This is a genomic window from Rhodanobacter soli, assembly GCF_039523495.1.
Lineage (GTDB): Bacteria > Pseudomonadota > Gammaproteobacteria > Xanthomonadales > Rhodanobacteraceae > Rhodanobacter > Rhodanobacter soli.
On the sequence record NZ_BAAAFK010000001.1, the window covers coordinates 1,256,814 to 1,282,983 of the forward strand.

The following is a 26,170-nucleotide window of genomic DNA, read 5'->3' on the forward strand; positions in this document are numbered from 1 at the left end:
GAGTGCGGCGACCGGGCGTGAGGCGTTCACCAGCAGGGTCAGCGCCGAGACGACAAACGCCACCAGCGACAGCGCCGCGAAGAAGTGCAGGTCCAGCGCACCGCGGTGCATGCCCAGCAGAATCCCGGCGTGGACGAGCACGGCGGCACCCGCCAGCCCCAGCGCCAGCCGGTTCAGCGGTTTGCCGCCACTCAGCAGCGGACGGGCCAGCCCTCCCGCGGCGGCGAGGTAGAGCGCGATGGCGATCAGGGCCAGAACGTGGATGGTCATAGCCGCGCAGTGTCGCACAGGGCCGTGTCGGCGTGCATGCGGAGCGGGGCGATCCGTCCGCTATAATCATGCGCTTTCCTGTTTGCCGGTCCCGTCATGTTCGAGTCGCTCAGCCAACGCCTTTCCACCACGGTCAATCGCCTGCGCGGTCGCGGCCGGCTGACCGAGGAAAACATCCGCGAGGCCTTGCGCGAGGTGCGCATCGCGCTGCTGGAAGCGGACGTGGCGCTGCCGGTGGTGCAGGCGCTGATCCAGCGGATCAAGGTGCGCGCGGTCGGCCAGGACGTCATCAAGAGCCTGTCGCCGGGCCAGGCGTTGGTGAAGGTGGTCAGCGACGAGCTGACCGTGGTGATGGGTACCGCCAACACCGAACTGAACCTGGCCCAGCAGCCGCCGGCGGTGGTGCTGATGGCCGGCCTGCAGGGCGCCGGCAAGACCACCACGGTGGCCAAGCTGGCGCGCCTGCTGACCGAGCGCAAGAAGAAAAAGGTGATGGTGGTCAGCTGCGACGTCTACCGTCCGGCCGCGATCGAGCAGCTGCGCACGCTGGCCGAACAGGTCGGGGTGAAATTCTTCCCGTCCGAGGCGGGTCAGGATCCGGTCGCCATTGCGAAGGCTGCGGTGGCTGCCGCCCGTCGCGAAGTGGTCGATGTGCTGATCGTCGACACCGCCGGCCGGCTGCACGTGGACGAGGCGATGATGGCCGAGATCAAGGCGCTGCACGCCGCGATCACGCCGATCGAAACCCTGTTCGTGGTCGACTCGATGACCGGCCAGGACGCTGCCAACACGGCCAAGGCGTTCAACGAGGCACTGCCGCTGACCGGCGTGATCCTGACCAAGACCGATGGCGACGCCCGCGGCGGCGCGGCGCTGTCGGTGCGTTACGTCACCGGCAAGCCGATCAAGTTCCTCGGCGCCGGCGAGAAGAGCGACGCGCTGGAACCGTTCCACCCGGATCGCCTGGCGCAGCGCATCCTCGGCATGGGCGATGTGCTGTCGCTGGTCGAGGAAGTCGAGCGCAAGGTCGACCAGGACAAGGCGCAAAAGCTCGCCCAGAAGGTGATGAAGGGCAAGCGTTTCGACCTGAACGACATGAAGGATCAACTGGAGCAGATGGGCAACATGGGCGGCCTGGCCGGGCTGATGGACAAGTTGCCGGGCGTGTCTGGCCTGCCGGACAGCGTCAAGTCGAAGGTCAACGACGGCGAGATGAACAAGATGATCGCAATCATCTGCTCGATGACCAAGAAGGAACGCCGCCACCCGGACCTGCTGAACGGCTCGCGTCGCGCCCGCGTGGCGCGCGGTTCGGGCACCCAACCGGCCGATGTCAACCGCCTGCTCAAGCAGTACATGCAGATGGAAAAGATGATGTCGAAGCTGTCCAAGGGCGGCACGAAGGGCCTGATGCGGCAGATGCGCGGCGCCATGAAGGGCATGGGCGGCATGGGCGGGCTGCCGCCCATGCGTTGAAGATCGCCGGAGTCAGCCTGAAGCCGGTCGTCATTCCCGCGAAAGCGGGAACCATTTTGACTTTTGCAGCCAACAGCAAGATGGATTCCGCTTTCGCGGGAATGACGCCGGTGACGTGGCTGCCAGGTCGCGCCGCTCTTCCCTTTTCCCGAAAATCCGCTAAAATGCCCCGTTTACCGCGCACGTCTCTCGTGTGCCTGCCGCTCATTCGGCAATTCTGGAGTTTTACCATGGTCAAGATTCGTCTTTCGCGCGGTGGCGCCAAGGGCCGTCCGTTCTACCACGTCGTCGTGACCGATCAGCGCAGCAAGCGCGACGGCCGCAACATCGAGAACATCGGTTACTACAATCCGGTCGCGTCGGGCAAGGACAAGCGCCTTGAACTGAACGTCGAGCGCGTCAAGGAATGGGTGGGCAAGGGTGCGCAGCTGACCGACAAGGTCGCCGCCCTGGTCAAGGAAGCCGGCAAGCAGCAGGCTGCCTGAGTCATGGCTGCAGCCGGTCGGCGCGTCCTGATCGGGCGCATCGTCGGGCTGTACGGCGTGCAGGGCTGGCTCAAGATCGAATCCTGGGCCGAGCCGCGCATGCGGATCTTCGACTACCAGCCGTGGCTGCTCGCTGCAGCGCCGGGTGTGGAGACGCAGGTCACCGGAGTGAAGGGTCGTACGCAGGGCAAGGGCATGGTGGCCCAACTGCCCGGGGTGGACGACCGGGAACAGGCCGCGGCGTTGATCGGGACCGACATCCATGTCGCCCGTGAGCAGCTGCCGGCTCCGGCGGAAGGTGAGTATTACTGGGTCGATCTCGAAGGACTTGAGGTCGTCACCACGGAAGACGTGAAGCTGGGGCGGGTCAGTCACCTGTTCGCCACCGGTGCCAACGACGTGGTGGTGGTGAGGGATGGCGAGCGCGAGCGGCTGATTCCTTTCGTCCAGGGTTCGTATGTGCGTTCGGTGGACTTGTCCGCAGGGCGCATGGTGGTGGACTGGGATCCTGAATTCTGACGTCGCCGGGTGGTGGACAGAGGGTCAAGGATCATGCGCATCGATGTCGTCAGCCTGTTTCCCGACTTCGTGCGCCAGTGCGCCGCCGTCGGTGTGGTGGGACGCGCGCAGCAACGCGAGCTGCTGCAGGTGGAAGCCTGGAACCCGCGCGACTACGCCACCGACAGGCACCGCAGCGTGGACAGCAGCTCGTATGGCGGCGGTCCCGGGATGGTGATGATGATCGAGCCGTTGCGCACGACCCTGGCGGCCATGCGCGCGGCGGCACCGGAACCGGTGCATCTGGTTTATCTCAGTCCGCAGGGAGCGCGGCTGACGCAGGGCAGGGTGGAAGCGCTGGCGAAGCTGCCGCGCATCGCGCTGCTCTGTGGGCGTTACGAAGGTGTGGACGAGCGTCTGCTGGCGCACGAGGTCGACGAGGAGCTCTCCATCGGCGATTATGTGCTGTCCGGCGGCGAGCTCGCTGCCGCGGTGATCATCGACGCGGTGGGGCGCTTGCAGGACGGCGCGTTGAACGACGCGCAGTCGGCCGAGCAGGATTCATTCTCGGATGGCCTGCTGGATTGTCCGCACTATGCGAAACCGGTGCGCGATGCACTGGGTGATGTGCCGGAGGTGTTGCTGTCCGGTGACCATGCGGCGATCGCCCGCTGGCGCCTGAAGCAATCGCTGGGACGAACCTGGTTGCGCCGCCCGGACTTGTTGTCACAGCGTGGGCTGGATGCTGTATCCCGTGCGCTGCTGGATGAATTCCGCCGCGAACATGCCTCACAAGGGCGAGCGCGGCAAGACGATGCGGCCAAGTGACGGCCGCAGCCCTCGATACCGATTTACGTGAACCGACAGGTGCGCCATGAACAAGATCATTGAACAGTTCGAATCCGAGCAGATCACCCGCCAACTGCCGGACTTCGGCCCCGGCGACACCGTGGTGGTCAACGTCAAGGTGAAGGAAGGCAACCGCGAGCGCGTGCAGGCGTTCGAGGGCATCGTCATCGCCAAGCGCAGCCGCGGCCTGCATTCGGCCTTCACCGTGCGCAAGATCTCGCACGGTACCGGCGTGGAGCGCGTGTTCCAGGCGCACAGCCCGGCCATCGACTCGGTGACCGTCAAGCGCAAGGGCAAGGTGCGCGGCGCCAAGCTGTATTACCTGCGTGGCCTGGAAGGCAAGGCCGCCCGCATCAAGGAAGACATCGCCGCCGCTGCCGCCGCCAAGGCGAACGCGAAGGCCGCCGCTGCCGCTGCCGCCGAGTAATCCGCTCCGCAGTTGCTGCTGCATGAAAAAACCCGCGGAGCGATCCGCGGGTTTTTTGTGGCCGGAACAAAAGTCCGGGCGCGATGTGGCGGAACGATTTACTCCAGCCGCTGCGGCTGCTGCAGGAAGTTGCCCTGCACGAAATCCACGCCGCAGGCGAACAGCAGCGAGGTGCTGGTGGCGTCCTCGACCCACTCGGCGATGGTCTGGCGCTTCAGTTCGCGTGCCTGCTGGCAGATCTCGGTAATTTTCTTCTGGCTCTCCGGGTGCCGTGGCAGGTCGGCCATGTAGCTGCGGTCGATCTTCAGGTAGTCCGCGTCGATGTGGTTGAGCAACTGGAACGAGTTCAGGCCCGAGCCGAACTGCTCCAGCGCGAAGCGTCCGCCGACTTTCTTCCAGCCGTTGACGAATTCCTGGGCCGGGCGCAGCAGGGTCATCACCTTGCTCTCGGTCATTTCCAGCACCAGCTGGCCGCGCTTCAGCGCCGCCTGCTTGAGTTGGGTGCCCAGCCATGGCAGCAGTGTGTCGTCCTGCAGCGAGGCGGCGGTGAGCTTGACGAAGAATGTGGTCTGCTGGCCCTGGCTTTCGCGTTCCTGCAGCGCCTTGATGACCTGGTCGAGCACCCAGCGGTCGATCGCGCCGGTGAGGTTGTGCTTCTCGGCGATCGGCATGAAGAAACCGGGCAGCACCTCGCCCTGCGGGCCGTTCATGCGCAGCAGGATTTCCGAATAGTCGCCTTCGGCGTCCTGCAGGCTGATGGTCTGCTGGTGGTAGAGCACCAGGCCTTCGCCGGTCAGCGCCTTGCGCAGCAGCTCCAGCCAGTAGCGCTCGCGTTCCTCGTCGGCCTTCTCGCGCGCGGCCGGGTCGTGCAGCTCCACCTGGCTGCCGCCGAGGCTCTGTGCGGTGCGCAAGGCCTGGCTGGCCTGGTTGAGCAGCAGTTCGGTGTTCGCGTTCTTCTCGCCCAGCAGGCTGCCGCCGATGCTGGCGGTGACCGTGATCGAACGCGAGCCGGCATCGAAGATCTCGTTGCTGACGCTGTGCTGCAGTTTGGCGATCCACTCCCTGATCGCCTCGTCCGGGCGCGAGTCGAGCACTACGCCCAGGGTGTGTTCGGCGAGCATGCCGGCCACATCATCGGCGCCGAGCAGCATGCGGATGCGATCGGCGAAGCCGGACAGCAGTTCGTCGGCCTTGCCCAGACCGATGCCGCCCACCAGCGAGGCCCAGTTGTCCGGTTCGATCAGCAGCAGCGACTGGCCCTTCTTGCCCTTCGCCGCCGCGGTGACGGCGTCGTCGATGGCTTCCAGCATGCGGGCGCGGTTGAACAGGCCGGTGACCGGGTCGCGCTGCAGCTGTTCCAGCACGGCCTGGTCGACCAGCTGCCGGCGGAACACGATCTGCAGGCAGGGTTCGCCCTCGAACGTGGCCGGTGCGAATTCCACCGTGGCGTCGAACTGGCTGCCGTCGGCGCGGCGCGCATGCAGGGTGAGCTGGGACGGTGTCTTCTCCTGCCGCGCGTGGCCGCGCAGCAGGGCCTTGAATTCGTCGGCATGGGTCGAGTCGATCATGTCCAGTACCGGCAGCCCGAGCAGGTCGTCGAAGCTGTCGTAGCCGAACGTTTCCAGGTAGGCGTGGTTGGCCCGCACGTGCATGCCCTCGTGCACGTACGCGATCGCATCAGTGGAGGAGTCGAGCAGTGCGTCGCAGCGGCGCTCCGATTCGCGCAGGGCGGTCTCCAGGCGGCGCACCTGGCGGCGCGTCTGCAGCGACTCGAACTCGCGCTGAAGCACCGCGATCAGCTGCTTCGGCTGGCTGCGCGAGGCGACGCCGCGGGCGCCATGCACGAACAGGTCCGCCACGATCTGGTTGTCGATCGAGTTGACCAGGCCCAGCAGCGAGTAGTCGCGGCCGTAGGCGTCGAGCACCTTGACGGCTTCCTCCAGGCTGATGCTGGTGATCGCCGGGTCGAACATCACCACGTCCGGTTCCAGCTCGTTCACCGCAGCCTGCATCTGTTCCACATTGGTGGCACGGGCCGGCCGCACGGCAATGCCGGTATTGCGCAGCAGGCTGATGATCTGCTCGGCCTCTTCCAGCGAGCTCTCGACGAAGAGGATCTTGATGACGAAATCTTTTTTCATGGGGCGTGATGCTGTCCGTTGATCATCGCAGGCGGTGCGGGGGAGGTTTGTGCGGTCAGCCGCGATCAGTGTTTGTAACGGATTCCGCCAGCAGCCGCCAGCGGAAAAACCATGTAACAGCGACCGCGGCCCGGTTCACAGCGGCCGCTTGGAGGCGTCGCCGCCCACCTCACGCACCAGCCGGGGCACCAGATAGCCCGGCAGGCGCGCGCGCAGTGCCTCCATCAACGCCAGCGCGCGGTTGTCGTTGACCTCGAAGTGCGCGGCGCCTTGCACGCGGTCGAGCTGGTGCAGGTAATACGGCAGCACGCCGGCGGCGAACAGCCGTTCGGACAGGTCGGCCAGCGTGTCGGCGTCGTCGTTGATCCCGCTTAGCAGTACCGACTGGTTGAGCACGGTGGCGCCGGCCGCGCGCAGGCGGGCGCAGGCGGCGTCGACGCTGGCGTCCAGTTCGTTGGCATGATTGGCGTGCAGCACCACCACCTTCTGCAGCGGCAGGCCAGCCAGCCAGCCGATGAAGTCGTCGTCGATCCGTTCGGGCAGCACCACCGGCAGGCGGGTATGGATGCGCAGGCGGATGACGTGCGGCAGCCCGGCCAGACCGCGGGTCAGTTCCTCCAGCTTGTGCGTGGCCAGTGCCAGCGGGTCACCGCCGGACAGGATCAGTTCGCGGATCGACGGATCCGCCTTCACATGGGCCAGCGCCTCGTGCCACTGCGATGCGGCGGCGATTTCCTCGCCATAGGGGAAGTGTCGGCGGAAGCAGTAACGGCAGTTGATCGCGCAGCTGCCGCTGGCAATCAGCAGGGCACGGCCGTCGTACTTGTGCAGGACGCCATGCCCGGACTTCGAAGCCATATCGCCGACCGCATCGAGCGTGAAGCCCTCGACGAGGTCGTGTTCGGCCCGCTGCGGCAGTACCTGCAGCAGCAACGGGTCGAGCGGGTCGTTGCGGCGCATCCGCGCCACGAATCCGCGGGGAACGCGCAGGGCGAAGCCGGCGTCGTCCGGCGGCAGCAGGTCGGCACGGTCGCCCAAGCCCACGGCTTGCAGCAGTTCCCCGGGATCGGTGATGGCGTCCCGCCACAGTTCGCGCCAGCCAGGTGTGGGCGACGATAGGCGGGCGTGGGGGCTTGCGGTTATCATGACGGGCCTTGGAGCGGGCGCTGAAGCCCGTGACAGACACCCATTTTAGCCGCCCAACGGGCGAAATTGACTCCGGAGCACTAACGCATGGCGACCCTTGGCCTCAATGACGTCAAAACGGGCAAGAAGATCCTTCATAACGGTGACCCCTGGGTCATCACTGAAGCGGACTTCGTCAAGCCGGGCAAGGGCCAGGCGTTCACCCGCATTCGCATTCGCAACCTGAAGGACGGCCGCACCACTGAGCAGACGCTCAAGTCCAGCGATTCCTTCGAGGAAGCGGATGTCACCGATACCGACATGCAGCTTTCGTTTATCGATGGCATCGGCAAGGATCGGTTGTGGCACTTCATGAACATGGAGACCTTCGAGATGGTGCCGGCAACGTTGGCCGCGATGGGTGATGCATGGAAGTGGCTCAAGGGCGAAGAGGAATGCGTGGTCACGCTGTTCAACGGCGCCGTGGTTGCCGTGCAGCCGCCGAAGTTCGTCGACCTGAAGATCACCGAGACCGATCCCGGCGTGCGTGGCGACACCTCCGGCGGCGGCGGCAAGCCGGCCACGCTGGAGACGGGTGCCGTGGTGCGTGTGCCGCTGTTCGTCAATCAGGACGAAGTCATCAAGGTCGACACCCGCACCGGCGAGTACGACAGCCGCGTCAAGTGACGAACTGGCGCGCGAGCTTTGCTCGCGCCTTTGCCAGTTCGTCATCCCTGCGAAGGCAGGACAAGCGCGCAGCGCGAAGAACGTCCGAAGGATGGCCCCGAAGGGGCGAGCGGAGCGAGTCATCCAGTGAAGTACTCGTGCGCAGCACACAAATGCCTTTCGCAACGTTGCCATGGAAAGGCACTGGATTCCGGCCTTCGCCGGAATGACGATGCTGAGACATGACAATTCCGGGGCGGGCGCCGCAAGGTGTGCCGCCCCATGTCGTATCCATCCTTTTTTGCAGAGTGAGTGAGTGATGAGCCAGACCGCCCCGGAGCCCGTCGACCTGATGATCGAGGCACGCTGGGTCGTGCCGGTCGAGCCGCACGCGGTGGTGCTGGAGAACCACGCGGTGGTGGTGCAGGACGAGCGCATCGTGGCGCTGCTGCCGATCGCCGACGCGCGGCTTGCCTATGCGCCGCGCGAGCGCGTCGAACTGGGCGAGCACGCGCTGATCCCCGGCCTGGTCAACAGCCATACGCACAATCCGATGACCCTGCTGCGCGGCCTCGCCGACGACCTGCCGCTGATGGTGTGGCTGCAGCAGCACATCTGGCCGGCCGAGGCGAAGGTGATGGGGCCGGAGTTCGTGCGCGACGGCGTCGAGCTGGCGGTGGCCGAGATGCTGCGCGGCGGCACCACTTGCGCCAACGAGAACTACTTCTTCCCCGACGTGATCGGCGCCACCTACCGCAAGCTGGGTTTCCGCGCGGTGGTCGGCCTGCCGGTGATCGAGTTCCCCACCGCGTGGGCGAAAAGCCAGGACGAATATTTCGAGCGCGCCAGTGAAGTGCACGACAGCTTCCGCGGCGACCACCTGGTCAGCACCGCGTTCGCGCCGCACGCGCCGTACACGGTGTCGGACGAGAGCTTCGAGCGCATCCGCATGCTGTCCGACCAGCTCGACATCCCGGTGCACCTGCACACGCACGAGACCGCGCACGAGGTCGAGGACGAAAAGGCCAAGAGTGGCCTGCGCCCGTTCCAGCGCTTGCAGAAGCTGGGCCTGGTCAACGACCGCCTGATCGCCGTGCACATGACCCAGCTGACCGATGGCGAGATCGCCGCGTGCGCCGCCGCCGGCGTGTCGGTGGTGCATTGCCCGGAATCCAACCTCAAGCTCGCCTCCGGCTTCTGCCCGGCGGAAAAACTGCGCGTCGCTGGCGTCAACGTGGCACTCGGCACCGATGGCTGCGCCTCCAACAACGATCTGGACATGTTCGGCGAGATGCGTACCGCCGCACTGCTGGCCAAGGCGGTGGCCGGTGACGCCGCCGCGTTCGATGCGGCGTTCGCGCTGCGTGCGGCCACGCTCAACGGCGCGAAGGCGGTCGGACTGGAAGCGAAGATCGGCTCTATCGAAGTCGGCAAACAGGCCGATTTCGCCGCCGTGCGGTTGAGCGAACTGGAGACCCAGCCGATGTTCCACGTCATCTCGCAGCTGGTCTATGCCACTGGCCGTCACCAGGTCAGCGATGTGTGGATCGCCGGTCGACGCAAGTTGGCCGGGCGCGAGTTGGTCGGCATGGACACCGCCGCGATCCTGGAGCGCACGCGCGCCTGGCGCGAACGCATTGCCTCTGCCTGACCCGGAGTCTTCGATGAACCGTTACCTGATCCTGCTGGTCCGCCGGCCACACCTCGATCCGGCCGTGGTGCCGCTGCATCTGGCGTTCCTGGAGGGCTTGCGTGAAGAAGGTCGGGTGGAGCTGTCCGGCGGATTCAGCGACAAGTCCGGCGGTGCCTACGTGCTGCATGCGGCCGACCTCGCCGAGGCGACCGCGATCGTGCACGACGACCCGGCCCACGTCAGCGGCGGCTGGGATATCACGGTGTACGAGTGGCAAGCGCATTAAACTTCGTGCCTGCTCTTGAGGATTGGACGATGCACACGACACCCAACGTCAGCCCCGACGAGATCGCCCGCTTCGACAGCTTGGCGGCGCGCTGGTGGGATCCCGACGGCGAGTCGCGCCCGCTGCACGACCTCAATCCGGTGCGCGCCGCCTATATCGCGGCACGCGTCGACCTGCGCGGGGCCAAGGTCGCCGACGTCGGCTGTGGCGGTGGCCTGCTCAGCGAGACGCTGGCACGCGCCGGCGCGAAGGTTACCGGCATCGACCTGGGCGGCAAGGTGATCGATGTTGCGAAGCTGCACCTGCATGAATCCGGCCTCAGCGTCGACTACCGCGTGCAATCCTCAGCCGCGCTGGCCGCGGCCGAGCCGGAAAGTTTCGACGCGGTGTGCTGCATGGAACTGATCGAGCACGTGCCCGATCCGGCCGCGCTGGTGAACGACCTGGCCGCGATGCTGAAGCCGGGCGCGCGGCTGTTCATGTCCACCATCAACCGCACGCCGGCCGCGTTCGGCGCGGCGATCGTGGGGGCCGAATACGTGATGCGCATGCTGCCGCGCGGCACCCACCACTACGCGCAGTTCCTGAAGCCGTCCGAACTGGCCCGCCTGCTGCGGCATGCCGGGCTGGAACTGGAGGACGTCTCCGGACTGGCCTACAACCCGCTCAACCGCAAGGCCTGGCTGAGCCGGATCACCGCAATCAATTACGTGCTCAGCGCACGCAAGCCGGCATGAGGCCCTTGCCCGAAAACATCCAGGGCGTGCTGTTCGACCTGGACGGCACCTTGCTCGACAGCGCGCCCGATCTGTACGCCGCCTTGCTGGCGCAGTGCGCGGAAGAGGACGTGCCGCTGCCGCCGTACGCGCCGGTGCGCGAGGTGGTTTCGCGCGGCGCGCGTGCCGTGCTGCGCTGTGCGTTTGCCGAGCGCGGCGAAGCTGCGCTGGAGGCGCTGGTGCCGCGTTACCTGCAGCTGTACCAGGATGTGATGGCGCAGCAGACGCGCTCGTTCGACGGCGTCGACGAGCTGCTGACGCGGATCGAGGCGCACGGACTGCGCTGGGGCATCGTCACCAACAAGGCGGCGTTCCTCACCGACGAACTGGTCGCCCGCATCGGCTGGGCGCAGCGCGCCAGTGCGGTGGTTTCCGGCGATACCCTGACAGTAAAGAAACCTGATCCGGCGCCGGTGCTGCTGGCCTGCGAACGCGCCGGCGTCGCGCCCGCGCACAGCCTGTTCGTCGGCGACGACCGCCGCGACGTCCTGGCCGGCGCCGCCGCCGGCCTGTACACGGTGGCGGTGAGCTGGGGCTATCTCGATGGCGGCGATCCGCATGCGTGGGGCGCCGACAAGGTACTGGACCATCCGGCCGAACTGGCCGAACTGCTGCAGCTGCAGCCGGTCGCGGCATGATCGAGCTGATCGAACAAAACGCCGTGCTGCAAGGCTTCATCGACAAGTGGCTGGCGGTGCAACCGCAACAGCGCATCGCGCTGGTGTTCGTCGATGGCCGGCGCTATCCCGGCCACATCGCGCTGGCCGCGCTGGAGCAGGAACTGCTCGGCGCCGCCTACGGGATCCGCGAGCCGCAGGTGGCCACGGCCAAGCTCAACTGGTGGGCCGAGGAGCTGGCCGGTGCATCGGCCAGCGGCGGCCGCCACCCGCTGACCCAGGTGTTGTTCGACGACGAACGCGCGCATGCCATCGCCAGCGACCTGTGGCTGGCCCCGGTGCTGGCGGCCATGGCGCAGCTGGAGCAGGGCACCGCGACGGATTTTGCCGCGCAGCTCGAGGCGGCGATGCCGCTGCATGGTGCGTTGGCCGCGCTGGAAACCGCCTGGTGGTACGGCGCCGATGCGTCAGCGGCGCGGGCGTCGCGGGTCGCCGTGTTGAATCACCTGTTGTATGCGCTGCTGCGGCTGGAGCAGGATGCCGAACGCGATCGTCTGCCGCTGCCGATGGCGCGGCTGGCGCGGCATGGCCTGAGGCGCGCGCAATTGCGCAGCCACGGTGCGGCGCGACAGCAGGCGGTCAAGGCGCAGCTGGACGACCTGCTGGCCAGTTGGGCGGAGTCGGCCACGCTGGCCGGGCCGCTCAGCGTGTTTCGCGCACTGGAATCGCGCCAGGCGAACAAGCTGGCGCAGCGCGCGGCGCGGGCCGACGATGCGCTGGCGGTATTGCAGGCCGGCCACTCGCGCGCCGGGCTGGCGACCTCGCTGCAGGCCTGGCAGGCCGCCCGCGCGTGGCGCCGGCAGATGGCGTAAAACGACCCGGGACGCAGTGTTTCCATCACACCACTATTGCGCGGCGGCCTGCTTGCCCCAAGATTGCTTGCTTTGCGGCGACCCGTTCGCCGATGTCAGGACTCCCACCATGCCGAACCAGGAAAATACCGCCCGCCTGCTGCCCGATGTCGCCGTGCACGCGCAACCGCATCTTGCCGGCGCGCTGGACTGGGTCGGCATGGCCGATATCCAGGTGCCGGTGCTGTTCGACGCCGGCGATGGCCACGCGCAGCGCGCCAGTGCCCGGGTCGGCGCCTTCGTCAACCTGAACCGGCCGGACAAGCGCGGCATCCACATGTCGCGCCTGTACCTGCAGGTCGAGCAGGCGCTGAGCACGCAGACGCTGAGTGCCGACATGCTGCATGCGCTGCTGCGCGGCTTTCTCGACTCGCACAAGGACCTGTCCGACCGCGCCTGCCTCAGCATCCATTTCGAGCACCTAGTGCGCCGCCCGGCCCTGAAAAGCGCCAACAGCGGCTGGCGCGCGTACCCGGTATGCATCGAGGCCAGCCTCACCGGCGACGAGTTCCTGCTGGAGTTCGGCACCGAGGTGGTCTACTCCTCGACCTGCCCGGCCTCGGCCGCGCTGTCACGCCAGTTGATCCAGGACCAGTTCGCCAGCGACTTCGACGCCGCCAGTCCGCTCGACCACGCCGCGGTGCTGGCCTGGCTTGGCAGCGAGCGCGGCATCGTGGCCACCCCGCACGCCCAGCGCAGCGTGGCGCGCCTGCGCATCCGCCCGGTGGTCGGCGCGGGCTTCCACCTCATTGGCCTGATCGATCGCGTCGAGCACGCACTCGGCACGCCGGTGCAGACCGCGGTGAAGCGCGAAGACGAACAAGCCTTCGCGCTGGCCAACGGCGGCAATCTGATGTTCTGCGAGGACGCCGCCCGGCGCATCCAGAAGGCGCTCGACACCGACGTCGCGCTGAGCGATTTCCACGTCCGCGTCGAACACCAGGAGAGCCTGCATCCGCATGATGCGGTGGCATACGCCAGCAAGGGTGTGGAAGGCGGCTACGGCTCCACGCCGTGACAGCCGCTTGGCAGGGAGCGACCCGCGAAGCATCCGTTCGGCAATCGTGTTGACGCGGCCGTGCCTCAGGGGGAAGTGGGTGTGGAAGCGGCGGCCTTCTGCTTCTACCGATCAATGAACGTCAGGGGGATCTTCCCGGCAACGACAGCGGGGGAAATGAAAGTTGTCGGGTACCGGGTCTTCGCCGCCCGTGCACAATGGCTGGCAGCGTAGCAGCCGCCAACCAGTCAGCAGGCTGCCGCGCCACGGGCCGAAGCGGGTGACCGCAATCCGTGCATAATCGGAACAAGTGGGGTGGAAGCGGCAACGCGGGCCAAGCAGGGGACTGAGCCAGCGCTTGTACAAACGCAGCATCCACAGTATCAATCGGGTCAGGACATTCACGGTGCCGGAGCGGCTTGCGGCGGGTAGTGGTACAAGTATTCCAGAAGCGAGCTTGCTGGTGTAGGACACATGGGCTATAACACCCGGCCGCCACGGCCAAAAACGGTGAAGGGATATGGCGAAAACGACGCGTAGTTCGACCGCCGCCAAGGCGCAGAAGGGCAAGACTTCGGCTGACGTCAAGGCCGGCAAGTCGAAGACAGCTGGAAGCAAGGGGCGGACCGTGAAGAGCGCCAGCAAGGCACCTGCAAGGACCAGCCGCGGTGCGGCCAGCAAGACGGCGACGAAGAAAGTCGCGGCCAGGCCGGTGGCTGCCAGGAAACCGGTCGCCAAGCCCGCGGTCAAGAAAGCTGTCACCAAGTCGCCAGCGAAGAAAGCCAGCCCGGCGAAGAAGCCTGTCGCGAAGAAGGCAGCCGTGAAGAAAACGGCCGTGAAGAAAGTGGCGGCCAGGAAGGTCGTTGCGAAGAAGCCGGCGCCGAAGAAGGCTGCCGTCAAGAAGGTCGTCGTCAAGAACGCCAAGCCCAAGAGTGCCGCCGCCAGGAAACCGGCAGCAAAACCGGTGACCAAGGTGGTCGCCAAGAAAGCACCGCCAGCCAAACCCGTGGCCAGGCATGCCGCGAAGCCGGTGGCGAAACCGGCGGCCAAGCCGGCCACCAAGCCGGCCACCAAGCCGACCGCGAAACCCGTTGCCAAGCCGGCACCGGTGGCGGTTGTCAAAAGCGCATCCCCGGCACCCGCCAGCACCCTGTTCAAGGGCAAGGTGGCGAGTGCAACCGCCATGGTGACACCGCGTGCAGCCCCAGCCGCCGCGCATCATGCCTCTTCCCACAAAAATCAGAAAACCTCGTTGTCCCCAATGAATAGACTTGCTTCAAAAAAACTCGATAACGGCATCACCCGCGAAGACGGGCGGTACGCGTTACCTTCCACCAGCAACATCACGTTGCCCAAGGGTTATCACCCCTCGCCGAACGAGGAGTACATGAACCCGATGCACCTGGCCTACTTCCGCAACAAGCTGCGCGACTGGCGCGATCAGCTGGTGGAAGAGTCGCGCCAGACCATGGACAACCTGCGCGAGGAGGTGCGTGACGTAGGCGACGAAGCCGAACGGGCCACCCGCGAGACCGAAAACTCACTGGAGCTTCGTACCCGCGATCGTTACCGCAAGCTGATCTCGAAGATCGACAAGGCGCTGCGGCGGATCGAGGAAGGCAGCTACGGTTTCTGCGAAGAGACCGACGAGGAAATCGGCATCGACCGTCTCGACGCGCGTCCGATCGCGACGCTGTCGCTGGATGCGCAGGAGCGCCGCGAGCACCTGCAGAAGCAGATGGGGGATTGATTTCTGCGCTCCTCCGTGAGCGCAAAGATCAAGCCCGGCATCCGTGCCGGACTCTTCAAAAAAGCCCCGCTTCGAGCGGGGCTTTTTGCGTGGAACGAAGCGAAAGGCGAGGTGCCACGTCGCTTGCTCACTCCTTAGCTTGCGGCCGTCGCGGCGTAGCCCTTCAATTTCGCCAGCATCGCCGCCAGCCCGTTCGAGCGCGTGGGCGAGAGATGCTTGGCCAGGCCGATCGTGCCGATGAAGGTGGGTTCGGTGGCGACGATCTCCGTGGCCGGACGATCGGAATAGACGCGCAACACCAGGGCGATCAGGCCGGAGACGATCGCCGAATCGCTGATCGCCTCGAAATGCATCTTCGATGCATCGCCACTGGGCACCAGCCAGACCATCGACTGGCAGCCGTGCACGCGGTGCTCTTCCGTCTTCCACGCTTCGGGGAAGGCTGGTAGCTGCTTGCCGAGATCGATCAGGTACTGGTAACGCTCGGTCCAGTCGCCGAAGAACGCGAATTCCTCGGCGATGTCCTGCTGGGCCTGCTCGGCGCTGGTGATGGCAATGGCGTTCATGCGGATATTATCGCGCGGACAAGCTGAATTCACGAGTGCATGCCGGCATCGCTCAGCCTTTCGCCACACTCCAGCGCGTGCCCTGGGCGCCGTCCTCGATCGCGATGTTCATGGCTGCCAGTTCGTCGCGGATCGTGTCGGCGCGTGCGAAATCGCGGGCGGCACGGGCGGCCTGGCGCTGTTGCAGTAGCTCCTCGATGTGCGCCGCGTCGACCGTGCTCTCGCCGCGCCTGAACCAGGCTTCCGCATCCTGCTGCAGCAGGCCGAGCAGGGCGCCGCCGCCGAGCAGGGTGGCTTTCGCCTCGGCGCTGCCGGACTGGCGCGCGGCATCGGCCAGCACAGACAGCTCGGCCAGCGCCTGCGGCGTGTTGAGGTCGTCGCACAAGGCTGCCTCGATGCGTTCCGGCACCGGCAATTCCCCGGCCGGCAGTTCGACGCCGGCGAGGTCGCGCAGCACGCGATACCAGCCGTCCAGCGTGCTGGTCGCCTGGGTGATGGCCGCTTCGGACCAGTCCAGCGGCTGCCGGTAGTGGCCGCTCAGCAGGCGCAGGCGCAGCGCCTCGGGCGGATGCAGCTGCAGCAACTCATGCACCAGCAGCACGTTGCCCAGCGACTTGGACATCTTGCGGCCGTCGAAGGTGAGCATGCCGTTGTGCATCCACCAGCGCGCGAACACCTTGCCGCCGTGCGCGCAGGTGGACTGGGCGATTTCGTTCTCGTGATGCGGGAACAGCAGGTCGACGCCACCGGCGTGGATGTCGATGGTGTCGCCCAGGTGCGCCGCGCTCATCGCCGAGCACTCGATGTGCCAGCCGGGCCGGCCCACACCCCACGGGCTGTCCCAGCCGGGCAGGTCGGACGTGGACGGTTTCCACAGCACGAAGTCGCCGGCGTTGCGCTTGTATGGGGCCACCTCGACGCGGGCGCCGGCGAGCAGTTCCTCGGGGTCACGCCCGGACAACTCGCCATAGGCGGGGAACGAGCCGACGTCGAACAGCACATGGCCCTCGGCGGCATAGGCGTGGCCGCTGTCCAGCAGGCTTTCGATCATCGTGATGATCGGGCCGATGTGGGTGGTGGCGTGCGGCTCGATGTCCGGCGGCGCCACGCCGAGTCCGGCCATGTCCTCGCGATAAGCCTGCGCGAAGCGGCCGGTGATCGTGCCGATCGGCACGCCCTGCTGCTGCGCGGCGGTGTTGATCTTGTCATCGACGTCGGTGATGTTGCGGGCGTACAACACCTGCGGATAGTGCCGGCGCAGCAGGCGCACCAGCACGTCGAACACCACCGGTCCGCGCGCATTGCCGATGTGCACGTAGTTGTAGACGGTGGGGCCGCACAGGTACATCGTCACGCGCTCGGGATCGAGCGGGGCGAATGGCTCGGTGCGGCGGGTCAGGCTGTTGTAGAGCGATATCGGCATCGGTGGGATCCGCAACGTGGGACGACGCAGGGCAGCGCGCGGCCAGCCCGGTATCTTAACAAGGTGTAAGTGGCCGAGTCGCGCAAGGCCCGCCGGGAACGTGTTCTAAGCGTGTATTCAGCGTGATCTTGCTGCAATGCTGCCAGTACGCGTGCAAACGCGCCCGTGGTTTCGAGATTGGAGGTCGTGATGACCAAGCTGTGGCTTTCCGCACTGGTACTTGCCGTGATGGCGACCGGCGTCCATGCGCAGGATGGGCGCTACGCCAATACCGATGACAACGCCCACTACGGCTGGGCCGATGTACTGCGCGCGGACCCGGTGCAAGGTGTTACCCGCACCGAAGTACCGCGGCAGGAATGCTACGAGCAGCCGGTGGTCCGCCGCGAGGGCGGCAACAGCACGGCCGGCACGGTGCTGGGCGCCGTGATCGGTGGCGTGCTGGGCAACACCGTGGGCAAGGGCGACGGGCGCAAGGCGGCGACTGTCGTCGGTGCCGTGGCAGGCGGTGCGGTGGGCAACCGGGCGGCCGGTCGCGGTGGCGAGTACGAAACCACCCAGACCCAGTGTCGCGAGGTCAGCTCGGTCAGCGAGCAGCGCCGGATCATCGGCTACGACGTGGAATACCGCTATCGCGGCGAGGTCTACACGTCGCGCCTGAACTACGATCCGGGCGAGCGTCTGCGCGTGCGCGTGCGGGTCGATCCCGCCGACTGATTCACCCGCATGATCGTCGCCGCCACTCGTTGGCGGCGATCTTTTTTCGGGATCCGGTTTTTTTTGTTGCACGGCAGCGAAATTGCCGCCATGATGCGCACTCTCTAAGTTTGGTATCCGCATGTCCACAGCCGTCTATACCGCCACCGTACTGACCAGCGCCCGCGCGGCTGCTGGCATGACGTCGCGTGCGCGCCGACCGTTGTATGGACACTCGGCCGGGTAGGCAGTCGCACGCGTTTCATGTGCATCGACGACAAAACCCGGCCTGCGTGCCGGGTTTTTTGTTGGTTTATTTCACGCGGGTCCATTCGCAACACCCCGGCCATTTATGGCCGGACCACACAATCTGGCGCGAATCCATTCGCAACATCCCGGCCATCCATGGCCGGACTCCTCGACAGGGCATCGACTTCATGACCATTCGGCATTTCTTGACCACCCAGGATTACAGCCGTGCCGAGATCGACGCGCTGCTGGAGCAGGCGGCGGCGATCAAGCGTTCGCCACGCGGCCAGCAACTGGCCGGCAAGTCGATCGCGCTGCTGTTCTTCAATCCGTCGATGCGTACCCGCACCAGCTTCGAGCTGGGCGCGTTCCAGCTGGGTGGCCACGCGATCGTGCTGGCACCGGGCAAGGACGCGTGGCCGATCGAGTTCGAAGTGGGCAGCGTGATGGACGGCGATACCGAGGAACATATCGCCGAGGTGGCGCGGGTGTTGTCGCGCTACGTCGACCTGATTGCGGTGCGCGCGTTCCCGAAGTTCCAGGACTGGGCAGTGGATCGGCAGGACAAGGTGATCAAGGCGTTCGCGCAGTACGCGACGGTACCGGTGATCAACATGGAGACGATCACCCACCCCTGCCAGGAGCTGGCCCACGCGTTGGCGCTGAAGGAGCACCTGGGCGACCTGCAGAACAAAAAGTACGTGCTGACCTGGACCTATCATCCGAAGCCGCTGAACACCGCGGTGGCGAACTCCGCGCTGCTGATCGCGACCAAGATGGGCATGGACGTGACCTTGCTGTGCCCCACGCCCGATTACGTGCTCGACGAGCGCTACATGGCGTTTGGCCGTCTGAACGCCGAGCAGAACGGTGGCTCGCTGAAGGTCAGTCACAACATCGAGGAAGCCTACGCCGGCGCCGACGTGGTCTACGCCAAGAGCTGGGGCGCGCTGCCGTTCTTCGGCCGGTGGGAGCAGGAAAAGCCGGTTCGCGAAGCGAGCAAGCACTTCATCGTCGACGAGGCGAAGATGGCGCTGACCAACCGCGGCCTGTTCAGCCACTGCCTGCCGCTGCGCCGGAACATCAAGGCCACCGACGCGGTGATGGATTCGCCCGCCTGCATCGCCATCGACGAGGCCGAGAACCGCCTGCATGTGCAGAAGGCGGTGATGGCTTCGTTGATCAGTCAGGGTTGAGCAGATCATGTATACGCCCAAGCATTTCGTGGAAACCCGCGTCGAGGCCCTGCACGGGTTGATCCGTGCGTATCCGTTCGCCACGCTGGTGACTCTTACGGCCGATGGCTTGACGGCCAATCACCTGCCGTTCGAACTCGTCGGCGACGTGCTGCACGGCCATGTCGCGCGCGGCAACGAACTGGCGCGACTGGATGGCGCCGAGGTGCTGCTGGTGTTCCAGGGGCCGGACGGCTACATCAGCCCGAACTGGTACCCGAGCAAGCACGAGACCGGGCGCGAGGTGCCGACCTGGAACTACGCGGTAGTGCATGTGCACGGCCGGTTGCGCGTGATCGACGACGCGATATGGCTGCGCCGCCTGCTGGAAACCCTGACCGATCACCATGAAGCGGGCCAGCCGCAGCCGTGGAAGATCAGCGATGCGCCGGACGACCACATCGAGACGTCGTTGCGCGCGATCGTCGGCCTCGAAATCGCGATCGATCGCATCGAGGGCAAGTTCAAGCTGAGCCAGAACCATCCCGCACGCAATCGCGCGGGCGTGATCACCGGGCTGTGCGAGCGTGACGGTGATGGCGATGCTGAACTGGCCGCATGGATGACTCAACAAGAGGAATCGAAACCGTGAACCATCAGCATCACTATCGCGTCGGCGTGGAGTGGACCGGCAATCTCGGCACGGGTACGGACGGCTACCGCAACTACCGCCGCGACCACGTGATCCGCATCGACGGCAAGCCGGCGATCGCCGGTTCCTCCGACCCCGCGTTCCGCGGCGATGCCACCCGGCACAACCCCGAGGACATGCTGGTCGCTGCGCTGTCGACCTGCCACATGCTGTCCTACCTGCACATGGCCACCGTGGCCGGCGTGGTGGTCACGGCGTACTCCGACGCCGCGGAAGGCACGATGGCCACCGAAGGCGACGGTGGCCGCTTCGTCGAAGTGGTACTGCACCCCACCGTGACGGTCAGCGCCGCCAGCGACCCGGCCAAGGCCGAAGCAGCACACGAGGCGGCGCACCACGCCTGCTTCATTGCCAATTCCGTGAATTTCCCGGTGCGCTGCGAGCCGCGCATCGTCATCGCATCCGTTTAGTCGTTTTCATTTCCAGGATCTGCAAGTCATGAGCAAAGACATCGTCCTCGCCTTTTCCGGTGGCCTCGACACCAGTTTCTGCGTGCCCTATCTGCAGGAGCGCGGCTGGGCCGTGCATACCGTGTTCGCCGATACCGGCGGTGTCGATGCGGAGGAGCGCGCCTTCATCGAGAACCGCGCGAAGGAACTGGGCGTGGCCAGTCACGTCACCGTGGATGGCGGCCCGGCGATCTGGGCGGGCTTCGTCAAGCCGTTCGTGTGGGCCGGCGAGGGCTACCAGGGGCAGTACCCGCTGCTGGTGTCCGACCGCTACCTGATCGTCGAGGCCGCGCTGAAGCGTGCCGCCGAACTGGGCACGAAGGCGGTCGCACACGGCTGCACCGGCATGGGCAACGACCAGGTGCGTTTCGACCTGGCGGTGAAAGCGCTGGGCGACTACCAGATCGTGGCGCCGATCCGCGAGATCCAGAAGGAACATACGCAGACGCGCGCCTACGAGCAGAAGTACCTGGAAGACCGCGGCTTCGGCGTGCGCGCCAAGCAGCAGGCGTACACCATCAACGAGAATCTGCTCGGACTGACCATGTCCGGCGGCGAGATCGACAAGTGGCAGGCGCCCGGCGCCGGCGCGGTGGGCTGGTGCAAACCGCGTGCCGAATGGCCGTCCAAACCGCTGCAGGTGAAGATCGGCTTCGTCAACGGCGAGGCGGTGACGCTGGACGGCGAGGCGATCGCCGGGCACCAGATGCTGGCGAAGCTCAATGGCCTGTTCGCGCAGTACGGCGTGGGCCGCGGCCTCTATACCGGCGACACCACGATCGGCCTGAAGGGCCGCATCATCTTCGAGGCGCCGGGCCTGATCGCGCTGCTCACCGCGCACCGCGCGCTGGAAGAGGCCGTGCTCAGCAAGCAGCAGAACCGCTTCAAGCCCGAGGTGGCACGCAAGTGGGTGGAGCTGGTTTACGAGGGCTTTTTCCACGACCCGCTGAAGACCGACCTGGAGGCGTTCCTGGCCTCCAGCCAGTCCACCGTCAACGGCACGGTGACGCTGGAGACGCACGGCGGCAGCGTCGGTGCGGTGGCGGTGGAGTCGAAGCACATCCTCAACGCCAAGGGCGCCACCTACGCGCAGTCGGCCGACTGGGGCGTGGAGGAGGCCGAGGGCTTCATCAAGCTGTTCGGCATGAGTTCGACGCTGTGGGCCGAGGTCAATCGGTCGTGAACCGGGAGTCGGGAGTCGGGAATCGGGATTCGTCGGTGCTGCTCGACGCGACGCTGGAGCACTTGCGGGCGCTGGTCGGTTTCGACACGCGCAATCCGCCGCGCGCGATCGACACCGGCGGCATCTTCGATTACCTGCGCGCGCAGTTGCCAGGCTTCGACGTGACGGTGACCGATTTCGGTGCCGGCGCGGTGGCCTTGCACGCCGTGCGCGGCGAGCCGAAGATCCTGTTCAACGTGCACCTGGACACGGTGCCGGATTCGCCCGCGTGGACGGCCGACCCGCACACGTTGAGGGTCACGGCCGATCGCGCGATCGGCTTGGGCGCGTGCGACATCAAGGGTGCGGCGGCGGCGTTGCTGGCGGCGGCGAATGCCAGCAATGGCGATCTCGCGCTGCTGTTTTCCACCGACGAGGAAGCGAACGATGCACGCTGCATCGCGGGCTTCCTGCGCGAGCCGCATGCCTACGAAGCGGTGATCGTGGCCGAGCCCACCAAGGGCGAGGCGGTGCTGGCGCATCGTGGCATCCAGTCCGTGTTGATGCGCTTCGCCGGCCATGCCGGGCACGCCTCGGGTGAGCAAAAGCCCAGCGACAGCGCGCTGCATCAGGCGGTGCGCTGGGGCAATGCGGCGCTGGATTTCGTGGCGGCGCAGTCGCACGAGCGCTTCGGTGGTCTCACCGGCCTGCGCTTCAACATCGGCCGTGTCGAGGGCGGCATCAAGGCGAACATGATCGCGCCTACGACGGAGGTGCGCTTCGGTTTCCGTGCGCTGCCCACGATGAGTCCGGAACATCTGCTGATCCGCTTCCGCAATCTGGTGGATCCACAACCGGTGGAATTCACGGAGACTTTCCGCGGCGCCTCGCTGCCCGCCGGCGACACGGCGAACGCCGAGGCCAACCGGCTGGTCGCGCGCGACCTCGCCGACGAGCTGGGCATTCCGGTCGGCAATGCGGTGGACTTCTGGACCGAGGCGGCGCTGTTCTCCGCTGCCGGCTACACCGCCTTCGTCTACGGCCCCGGCGACATCGCCCAGGCGCACAGCGCCGACGAGTGGGTCGCGCTCGATCAATTGCAGCACTACGCAACAACGATATTCCGGATCATCGACAATGGACACGGCTAAGCACAACACCCGCAAGACCATCGTGCGCCTGCTTTCGAGCATGGGCAGCGCGAAGGAAATCCAGCAGTACCTCAAGCGCTTCTCCGAGCTGGACGCCAAGCGTTTCGCCGTGGTGAAAGTCGGCGGCGCGGTGCTGCGCGACGAGCTGGCCGACCTCGCCTCGTCGCTGACCTTCCTGCAGCAGGTGGGCCTCACACCGATCGTGCTGCATGGCGCGGGCCCGCAGCTGGACGAGGAGCTGGCCGCCGCCGGCATCGAGAAGCAGACCGTGGGCGGCCTGCGCGTGACCTCGCCGAAGGCGCTGGGCATCGTGCGCCGCGTGTTCATGCAGCAGAACCTGAAGCTGGTGGAAGCGCTGCAGTCGATGGATACCCGCGCCACCGCGGTGCCGTCGGGCGTGTTCATGGCCAGCTACCTCGACCGCGATGCCCTGGGCCTGGTCGGCAAGGTGGAGAGCATCAACCTGGCGCCGATCGAGGCCAGCCTGCGCGCGAACTCGATCCCGGTGATCGCCAGTCTCGGCGAGACCGACGAGGGGCAGATTCTCAACGTCAACGCCGACGTCGCCGCCAACGAACTGGTGCGCGTGCTGCAGCCGTACAAGATCGTGTTCCTCACCGGCACCGGCGGTCTGCTCGACGGCCAGGGCAAGCTGATCGACTCGATCAACCTGTCCACCGAGTTCGAACACCTGATGGCGCAGCCGTGGATCAACGGCGGCATGCGCCTGAAGATCGAGCAGATCGCCGACCTGCTGGCCGACCTGCCGCTGACCTCGTCGGTGTCGATCACCCGGCCGTCCGAACTGGCGAAGGAACTGTTCACCCACAAGGGCTCCGGCACCCTGGTCCGGCGCGGCGAGCGGGTGCTGAGGTTCGCATCGTGGGAAGGCATCGACCTGGCACGCATGCGCACGCTGATCGAATCCAGCTTCGGCCGCACCCTGGTGCCGGATTATTTCGAGCGCACGAAACCGTTTCGCATCTACGTCAGCGAGAACTACCGCGCCGCGATGATCCTCAGCATGGAAGACGTCGACCACGAGCAGGGCCTGCCGTACCTGGACAAGTTCGCCGTGCTCGACGATGCCCAGGGCGAAGGCCTGGGCCGCGCCGTGTGGCAGGTGATGCGCGAGGAGCATCCGCAGTTGTTCTGGCGCTCGCGCCACGGCAACCCCGTCAATCATTTCTACTACGCCGAATCGGATGGCTGCATCAAGCAGCCGCGCTGGAAGGTGTTCTGGTACGGCATCGATGACCTCGACACGATCTCCCGCTGCGTGGCGCACTGCGCGCAGCGCCAGCCGACACTGACGGACTGAGCCATGGGCACCCAGAAGAAACGCGTCGGCATCGTCGGCGCCCGCGGCCACACCGGCACCGAACTGATCCGCCTGATCGCGGCGCACCCGGCGCTGGAGCTGGCCTTCGTCTCTTCGCGCGAGCTGGATGGCCAGCGCGTGGCCGATCACGTCGACGGCTACGCCGGCGAACTGCGTTATGCCAGCCTGGACCCGGCCGCGGTGGCGGCGCAGGCTGCCGACGTGGTGATCCTGGCGCTGCCAAACGGCAAGGCGGCTCCCTATGTCGAGGCGATCGACGCGGCGAAGCCGGACACGCTGATCCTCGATCTCTCCGCCGACTACCGCTTCGACAAAGGCTGGTACTACGGCCTCCCCGAACTCACCCGTGAGCGGTGGCGCGGCGAGAAACACATCAGCAACCCCGGCTGCTACGCCACCGCGATGCAGCTCTCGATTGAACCGCTGAAAGACCTGCTGGCCGCGCCGCCGGTGTGCTTCGGTGTATCCGGCTATTCCGGCGCCGGCACCACGCCGTCGGACAAGAACGATCCGGAAAAGCTGCGCGACAACCTGATGCCGTACGCGCTCACCGGCCACATGCACGAGAAGGAAGCCTCGTTCCGGCTCGGCGTGCCGGTGGAGTTCATGCCGCACGTGGCGCCGCACTTTCGCGGCCTCACCGTCACCTGCAACCTGTATCTCTCGCGGCCGCTGAAGCGCGAGGATGTGCTGCAGCGCTTCCGCGCCGCCTACGGCAACGAGAAGCTGGTCAGCGTGACCGACGAGGCACCGTGGGTCAGCCGCATCGCGCATCGTCACCATGCCGAGGTCGGCGGCTTCGCGGTCTCGGCCGACGGCAAGCGCGTGGTGATCGTGGCCACGCTGGACAACCTGCTCAAGGGCGCCGCGACGCAGGCGATGCAGAACATCAACCGCGCGATCGGCGTGGACGAATACACCGCGATCCCACTGTCGTAGGAGCCCGCTCGCGGGCGATGCTCTTGCTCCGGGCGTTGCAGAAAACAAGCATCGCCCGCGAGCGGGCTCCTACAAAAGTACGTACCAGGACACCACCATGACCCAACCCCTCTGGCAAAAAGCCGGCATCCAGATCGACGCGAAGATCATGCAGTTCCTCGCCGGCGACGACGTGTTGCTGGATCGCGAGTTCTTCCTGCACGACATCACCGCCAGCAAGGCGCACGTGGAAGGGCTGGCCAATATCGGCGTGGTCAGCGCCGACGAAGCGGCGGCGTTGAAGCGCGAGCTGGATGTGCTGGCCGCCGATTTCACCAGCGGCGCGTTCGTGCTGGACGAACGCTACGAGGATGGCCATTCGGCGATCGAGGCTCGGCTCACCGAGCGCCTCGGCGACGCCGGCCGCCGCGTGCACACCGGGCGCAGCCGCAACGACCAGATCCTGGTCGCCACCCGCTTGTGGCTGAAGGACAAGCTTGTTGCGCTGGAAATACATTGCCGCACCATCGCCGAAGCCTGCCTCGAACGCGCCGCGCAGCCGGCGCTGCCGCTGCCGGGCTACACCCATCTGCAGCGCGCCGTGGTGTCGTCCACCGCGATGTGGTTCGCCGGCTTCGCCGAGGCTTTCATCGACAACACGCTGCGTGCGCGGCAGACGCTGGCGTTGATCGACGCCAATCCGCTGGGCACCGCCGCCGGCTACGGCGTGAACCTGAAGCTGGATCGCCAGCACACCACTCGGGCGCTCGGCTTCGCGCGCATGCAGATCAGCCCGATCTACGCGCAGTTGTCGCGCGGCAAGTTCGAGATGGCGGTGCTCGAAGCGATCGGCGGCGCGCTGCTCGATCTGCGCCGGCTGGCATGGGACCTGTCGCTGTTCACCACCGCCGAGTTCAACTTCGTCAAGCTGCCGGCCGAGTACACCACCGGCAGCTCGATCATGCCGAACAAGCGCAACCCCGACGTGATCGAACTGCTGCGCGCCAGCTACGCCAGCGTGGCCGCCGCGCGCACCGAGATCGAACAGCTGCTGTCGCTGCCGTCCGGCTACCAGCGCGACCTGCAATTCTCCAAGGGTTCGCTGTTCCACGGCGTGCGTCACGGCCTGGGCGCACTGGAACTGGTGCCCGACTTGCTGGCGCGGCTTGAGTGGAACGCGGGGGCGATGCGTGCCGCGATCGAGCCGGCGATGTACGCCACCGACGTGGCGATCGAACAGGCCGCGGCCGGCGTGCCGTTCCGCGATGCCTATCGCGCTGCGGCGGAAACTGCGGCTTCCGCAGGGCAGGGGCGCACTCCGGAAAGCAGCCTCGCCGCACGTGTTTCGCCGGGTGCCGGAGACGATTTGCGCCTGGACGAAATGCACGCGCGCCTGCGCGCTTTCGACGACTGAGCGGAG

The 26,170-nt window shown here is 66.4% G+C and carries 27 protein-coding genes and 1 pseudogene; 22 read left to right on the forward strand and 6 right to left on the reverse strand.

Annotated elements, in window-relative coordinates:
- Window positions 1–270, reverse strand: a pseudogene (locus tag ABD024_RS05675) (cytochrome C assembly family protein); the annotation flags it as partial.
- A 96-nt stretch (window positions 271–366) separates the two neighbouring features.
- On the opposite strand from ABD024_RS05675, the gene ffh reads away from it, so the two are divergent.
- The 5 genes from ffh to rplS all read left to right on the forward strand — a co-directional run bounded on the left by ffh (window position 367) and on the right by rplS (window position 4,005).
- On the forward strand, window positions 367–1,746 hold the full coding sequence (ffh, locus tag ABD024_RS05680; RefSeq protein ID WP_343850536.1) for a signal recognition particle protein: 1,380 nt from the start codon (window positions 367–369) through the stop codon (window positions 1,744–1,746).
- Between the two features lie 230 nt (window positions 1,747–1,976).
- Window positions 1,977–2,231: a 30S ribosomal protein S16 gene (gene rpsP / locus ABD024_RS05685; protein WP_056386481.1), complete on the forward strand. Its 255-nt coding sequence runs from the start codon at window positions 1,977–1,979 to the stop codon at window positions 2,229–2,231.
- Between the two features lie 3 nt (window positions 2,232–2,234).
- Window positions 2,235–2,750 carry a ribosome maturation factor RimM gene (gene rimM / locus ABD024_RS05690; protein WP_343850538.1) on the forward strand — a complete coding sequence of 172 codons (516 nt, stop codon included), beginning with the start codon at window positions 2,235–2,237 and terminating at the stop codon, window positions 2,748–2,750.
- Window positions 2,751–2,783: 33 nt separating this feature from the next.
- Window positions 2,784–3,557 (forward strand): tRNA (guanosine(37)-N1)-methyltransferase TrmD, encoded by a 774-nt coding sequence (gene trmD, locus ABD024_RS05695; protein WP_343850540.1) that lies wholly within the window; start codon window positions 2,784–2,786, stop codon window positions 3,555–3,557.
- Window positions 3,558–3,603: 46 nt separating this feature from the next.
- A complete protein-coding gene (gene rplS / locus ABD024_RS05700; RefSeq protein ID WP_056386474.1) occupies window positions 3,604–4,005 on the forward strand; it encodes a 50S ribosomal protein L19 in 402 nt (133 codons plus the stop codon).
- Window positions 4,006–4,103: 98 nt separating this feature from the next.
- Here rplS and ABD024_RS05705 read toward each other — a convergent pair whose 3' ends face one another.
- Both ABD024_RS05705 and epmB read right to left on the reverse strand, forming a co-directional pair.
- Window positions 4,104–6,146, reverse strand: coding sequence for an EAL domain-containing response regulator (locus ABD024_RS05705; protein WP_343850541.1), 2,043 nt, complete (start codon window positions 6,144–6,146; stop codon window positions 4,104–4,106).
- A gap of 135 nt (window positions 6,147–6,281) precedes the next feature.
- Window positions 6,282–7,292, reverse strand: a complete 1,011-nt coding sequence (epmB, locus tag ABD024_RS05710; RefSeq protein ID WP_343850543.1) for an EF-P beta-lysylation protein EpmB — start codon at window positions 7,290–7,292, stop codon at window positions 6,282–6,284.
- An 87-nt stretch (window positions 7,293–7,379) separates the two neighbouring features.
- On the opposite strand from epmB, the gene efp reads away from it, so the two are divergent.
- The 7 genes from efp to folE2 all read left to right on the forward strand — a co-directional run bounded on the left by efp (window position 7,380) and on the right by folE2 (window position 13,178).
- Window positions 7,380–7,958 (forward strand): elongation factor P, encoded by a 579-nt coding sequence (efp, locus tag ABD024_RS05715; RefSeq protein WP_343850545.1) that lies wholly within the window; start codon window positions 7,380–7,382, stop codon window positions 7,956–7,958.
- Between the two features lie 298 nt (window positions 7,959–8,256).
- Window positions 8,257–9,588 carry a TRZ/ATZ family hydrolase gene (locus ABD024_RS05720; protein WP_343850547.1) on the forward strand — a complete coding sequence of 444 codons (1,332 nt, stop codon included), beginning with the start codon at window positions 8,257–8,259 and terminating at the stop codon, window positions 9,586–9,588.
- Between the two features lie 13 nt (window positions 9,589–9,601).
- A complete protein-coding gene (locus tag ABD024_RS05725) occupies window positions 9,602–9,856 on the forward strand; it encodes a YciI family protein (RefSeq protein WP_343850549.1) in 255 nt (84 codons plus the stop codon).
- Between the two features lie 29 nt (window positions 9,857–9,885).
- Window positions 9,886–10,593 (forward strand): bifunctional 2-polyprenyl-6-hydroxyphenol methylase/3-demethylubiquinol 3-O-methyltransferase UbiG, encoded by a 708-nt coding sequence (ubiG, locus tag ABD024_RS05730; protein ID WP_343850551.1) that lies wholly within the window; start codon window positions 9,886–9,888, stop codon window positions 10,591–10,593.
- Window positions 10,590–11,270, forward strand: coding sequence for a phosphoglycolate phosphatase (gph, locus tag ABD024_RS05735; RefSeq protein ID WP_343850553.1), 681 nt, complete (start codon window positions 10,590–10,592; stop codon window positions 11,268–11,270). Before ubiG ends, gph begins: the two co-directional genes overlap by 4 nt.
- Entirely contained in the window at window positions 11,267–12,121 is an 855-nt protein-coding gene (locus ABD024_RS05740) for an isoprenoid biosynthesis enzyme family protein (RefSeq protein ID WP_343850555.1), read from the forward strand. Before gph ends, ABD024_RS05740 begins: the two co-directional genes overlap by 4 nt.
- A gap of 109 nt (window positions 12,122–12,230) precedes the next feature.
- A complete protein-coding gene (gene folE2, locus ABD024_RS05745; protein ID WP_343850557.1) occupies window positions 12,231–13,178 on the forward strand; it encodes a GTP cyclohydrolase FolE2 in 948 nt (315 codons plus the stop codon).
- Between the two features lie 111 nt (window positions 13,179–13,289).
- Here the strand turns inward: folE2 and yidD are convergent, their stop codons facing one another.
- Window positions 13,290–13,532: a membrane protein insertion efficiency factor YidD gene (gene yidD, locus ABD024_RS05750; protein WP_343850559.1), complete on the reverse strand. Its 243-nt coding sequence runs from the start codon at window positions 13,530–13,532 to the stop codon at window positions 13,290–13,292.
- Window positions 13,533–13,677: 145 nt separating this feature from the next.
- On the opposite strand from yidD, the gene dksA reads away from it, so the two are divergent.
- Window positions 13,678–14,907, forward strand: coding sequence for an RNA polymerase-binding protein DksA (gene dksA, locus ABD024_RS05755; protein WP_343850561.1), 1,230 nt, complete (start codon window positions 13,678–13,680; stop codon window positions 14,905–14,907).
- Between the two features lie 134 nt (window positions 14,908–15,041).
- On the opposite strand, the gene ABD024_RS05760 is transcribed toward dksA, so the two are convergent.
- A complete protein-coding gene (locus ABD024_RS05760; protein WP_343850563.1) occupies window positions 15,042–15,473 on the reverse strand; it encodes a SufE family protein in 432 nt (143 codons plus the stop codon).
- Between the two features lie 52 nt (window positions 15,474–15,525).
- A complete protein-coding gene (gene cysS, locus ABD024_RS05765; protein ID WP_343850565.1) occupies window positions 15,526–16,896 on the reverse strand; it encodes a cysteine--tRNA ligase in 1,371 nt (456 codons plus the stop codon).
- A gap of 189 nt (window positions 16,897–17,085) precedes the next feature.
- On the opposite strand from cysS, the gene ABD024_RS05770 reads away from it, so the two are divergent.
- From ABD024_RS05770 to argH, 9 genes are all read left to right on the forward strand, one after another.
- Window positions 17,086–17,613 (forward strand): glycine zipper 2TM domain-containing protein, encoded by a 528-nt coding sequence (locus ABD024_RS05770; protein ID WP_343850567.1) that lies wholly within the window; start codon window positions 17,086–17,088, stop codon window positions 17,611–17,613.
- Between the two features lie 416 nt (window positions 17,614–18,029).
- Entirely contained in the window at window positions 18,030–19,037 is a 1,008-nt protein-coding gene (locus tag ABD024_RS05775) for an N-acetylornithine carbamoyltransferase (protein ID WP_343850569.1), read from the forward strand.
- A gap of 7 nt (window positions 19,038–19,044) precedes the next feature.
- On the forward strand, window positions 19,045–19,668 hold the full coding sequence (locus ABD024_RS05780) for an FMN-binding negative transcriptional regulator (RefSeq protein WP_343850571.1): 624 nt from the start codon (window positions 19,045–19,047) through the stop codon (window positions 19,666–19,668).
- Window positions 19,665–20,138, forward strand: coding sequence for an OsmC family protein (locus ABD024_RS05785; RefSeq protein WP_343850573.1), 474 nt, complete (start codon window positions 19,665–19,667; stop codon window positions 20,136–20,138). The genes ABD024_RS05780 and ABD024_RS05785 overlap by 4 nt, the downstream gene beginning before the upstream one ends.
- Window positions 20,139–20,166: 28 nt before the next feature.
- Entirely contained in the window at window positions 20,167–21,360 is a 1,194-nt protein-coding gene (locus tag ABD024_RS05790) for an argininosuccinate synthase (RefSeq protein ID WP_343850576.1), read from the forward strand.
- 38 nt (window positions 21,361–21,398) lie between these two features.
- Complete coding sequence (locus ABD024_RS05795) at window positions 21,399–22,490, forward strand: acetylornithine deacetylase (protein ID WP_343854518.1); 1,092 nt, start codon at window positions 21,399–21,401, stop codon at window positions 22,488–22,490.
- Entirely contained in the window at window positions 22,477–23,811 is a 1,335-nt protein-coding gene (locus ABD024_RS05800; RefSeq protein ID WP_343850578.1) for an acetylglutamate kinase, read from the forward strand. Before ABD024_RS05795 ends, ABD024_RS05800 begins: the two co-directional genes overlap by 14 nt.
- A gap of 3 nt (window positions 23,812–23,814) precedes the next feature.
- On the forward strand, window positions 23,815–24,771 hold the full coding sequence (gene argC, locus ABD024_RS05805) for an N-acetyl-gamma-glutamyl-phosphate reductase (RefSeq protein WP_343850580.1): 957 nt from the start codon (window positions 23,815–23,817) through the stop codon (window positions 24,769–24,771).
- A gap of 97 nt (window positions 24,772–24,868) precedes the next feature.
- Window positions 24,869–26,164: an argininosuccinate lyase gene (gene argH, locus ABD024_RS05810; protein ID WP_343850582.1), complete on the forward strand. Its 1,296-nt coding sequence runs from the start codon at window positions 24,869–24,871 to the stop codon at window positions 26,162–26,164.
- Window positions 26,165–26,170: the final 6 nt, after the last annotated feature.

What these genes read in the sequence shown, in the direction of transcription:
- ffh (WP_343850536.1), top strand. Translation starts at nt 367, where the DNA reads ATGTTCGAGTCGCTCAGCCAACGCCTTTCCACCACGGTCAATCGCCTG.
- rpsP (WP_056386481.1), top strand. Translation starts at nt 1,977, where the DNA reads ATGGTCAAGATTCGTCTTTCGCGCGGTGGCGCCAAGGGCCGTCCGTTC.
- rimM (WP_343850538.1), top strand. Translation starts at nt 2,235, where the DNA reads ATGGCTGCAGCCGGTCGGCGCGTCCTGATCGGGCGCATCGTCGGGCTG.
- trmD (WP_343850540.1), top strand. Translation starts at nt 2,784, where the DNA reads ATGCGCATCGATGTCGTCAGCCTGTTTCCCGACTTCGTGCGCCAGTGC.
- rplS (WP_056386474.1), top strand. Translation starts at nt 3,604, where the DNA reads ATGAACAAGATCATTGAACAGTTCGAATCCGAGCAGATCACCCGCCAA.
- ABD024_RS05705 (WP_343850541.1), bottom strand. Translation starts at nt 6,146, where the DNA reads ATGAAAAAAGATTTCGTCATCAAGATCCTCTTCGTCGAGAGCTCGCTG.
- epmB (WP_343850543.1), bottom strand. Translation starts at nt 7,292, where the DNA reads ATGATAACCGCAAGCCCCCACGCCCGCCTATCGTCGCCCACACCTGGC.
- efp (WP_343850545.1), top strand. Translation starts at nt 7,380, where the DNA reads ATGGCGACCCTTGGCCTCAATGACGTCAAAACGGGCAAGAAGATCCTT.
- ABD024_RS05720 (WP_343850547.1), top strand. Translation starts at nt 8,257, where the DNA reads ATGAGCCAGACCGCCCCGGAGCCCGTCGACCTGATGATCGAGGCACGC.
- ABD024_RS05725 (WP_343850549.1), top strand. Translation starts at nt 9,602, where the DNA reads ATGAACCGTTACCTGATCCTGCTGGTCCGCCGGCCACACCTCGATCCG.
- ubiG (WP_343850551.1), top strand. Translation starts at nt 9,886, where the DNA reads ATGCACACGACACCCAACGTCAGCCCCGACGAGATCGCCCGCTTCGAC.
- gph (WP_343850553.1), top strand. Translation starts at nt 10,590, where the DNA reads ATGAGGCCCTTGCCCGAAAACATCCAGGGCGTGCTGTTCGACCTGGAC.
- ABD024_RS05740 (WP_343850555.1), top strand. Translation starts at nt 11,267, where the DNA reads ATGATCGAGCTGATCGAACAAAACGCCGTGCTGCAAGGCTTCATCGAC.
- folE2 (WP_343850557.1), top strand. Translation starts at nt 12,231, where the DNA reads ATGCCGAACCAGGAAAATACCGCCCGCCTGCTGCCCGATGTCGCCGTG.
- yidD (WP_343850559.1), bottom strand. Translation starts at nt 13,532, where the DNA reads ATGCTGCGTTTGTACAAGCGCTGGCTCAGTCCCCTGCTTGGCCCGCGT.
- dksA (WP_343850561.1), top strand. Translation starts at nt 13,678, where the DNA reads ATGGCGAAAACGACGCGTAGTTCGACCGCCGCCAAGGCGCAGAAGGGC.
- ABD024_RS05760 (WP_343850563.1), bottom strand. Translation starts at nt 15,473, where the DNA reads ATGAACGCCATTGCCATCACCAGCGCCGAGCAGGCCCAGCAGGACATC.
- cysS (WP_343850565.1), bottom strand. Translation starts at nt 16,896, where the DNA reads ATGCCGATATCGCTCTACAACAGCCTGACCCGCCGCACCGAGCCATTC.
- ABD024_RS05770 (WP_343850567.1), top strand. Translation starts at nt 17,086, where the DNA reads ATGACCAAGCTGTGGCTTTCCGCACTGGTACTTGCCGTGATGGCGACC.
- ABD024_RS05775 (WP_343850569.1), top strand. Translation starts at nt 18,030, where the DNA reads ATGACCATTCGGCATTTCTTGACCACCCAGGATTACAGCCGTGCCGAG.
- ABD024_RS05780 (WP_343850571.1), top strand. Translation starts at nt 19,045, where the DNA reads ATGTATACGCCCAAGCATTTCGTGGAAACCCGCGTCGAGGCCCTGCAC.
- ABD024_RS05790 (WP_343850576.1), top strand. Translation starts at nt 20,167, where the DNA reads ATGAGCAAAGACATCGTCCTCGCCTTTTCCGGTGGCCTCGACACCAGT.
- ABD024_RS05800 (WP_343850578.1), top strand. Translation starts at nt 22,477, where the DNA reads ATGGACACGGCTAAGCACAACACCCGCAAGACCATCGTGCGCCTGCTT.
- argC (WP_343850580.1), top strand. Translation starts at nt 23,815, where the DNA reads ATGGGCACCCAGAAGAAACGCGTCGGCATCGTCGGCGCCCGCGGCCAC.
- argH (WP_343850582.1), top strand. Translation starts at nt 24,869, where the DNA reads ATGACCCAACCCCTCTGGCAAAAAGCCGGCATCCAGATCGACGCGAAG.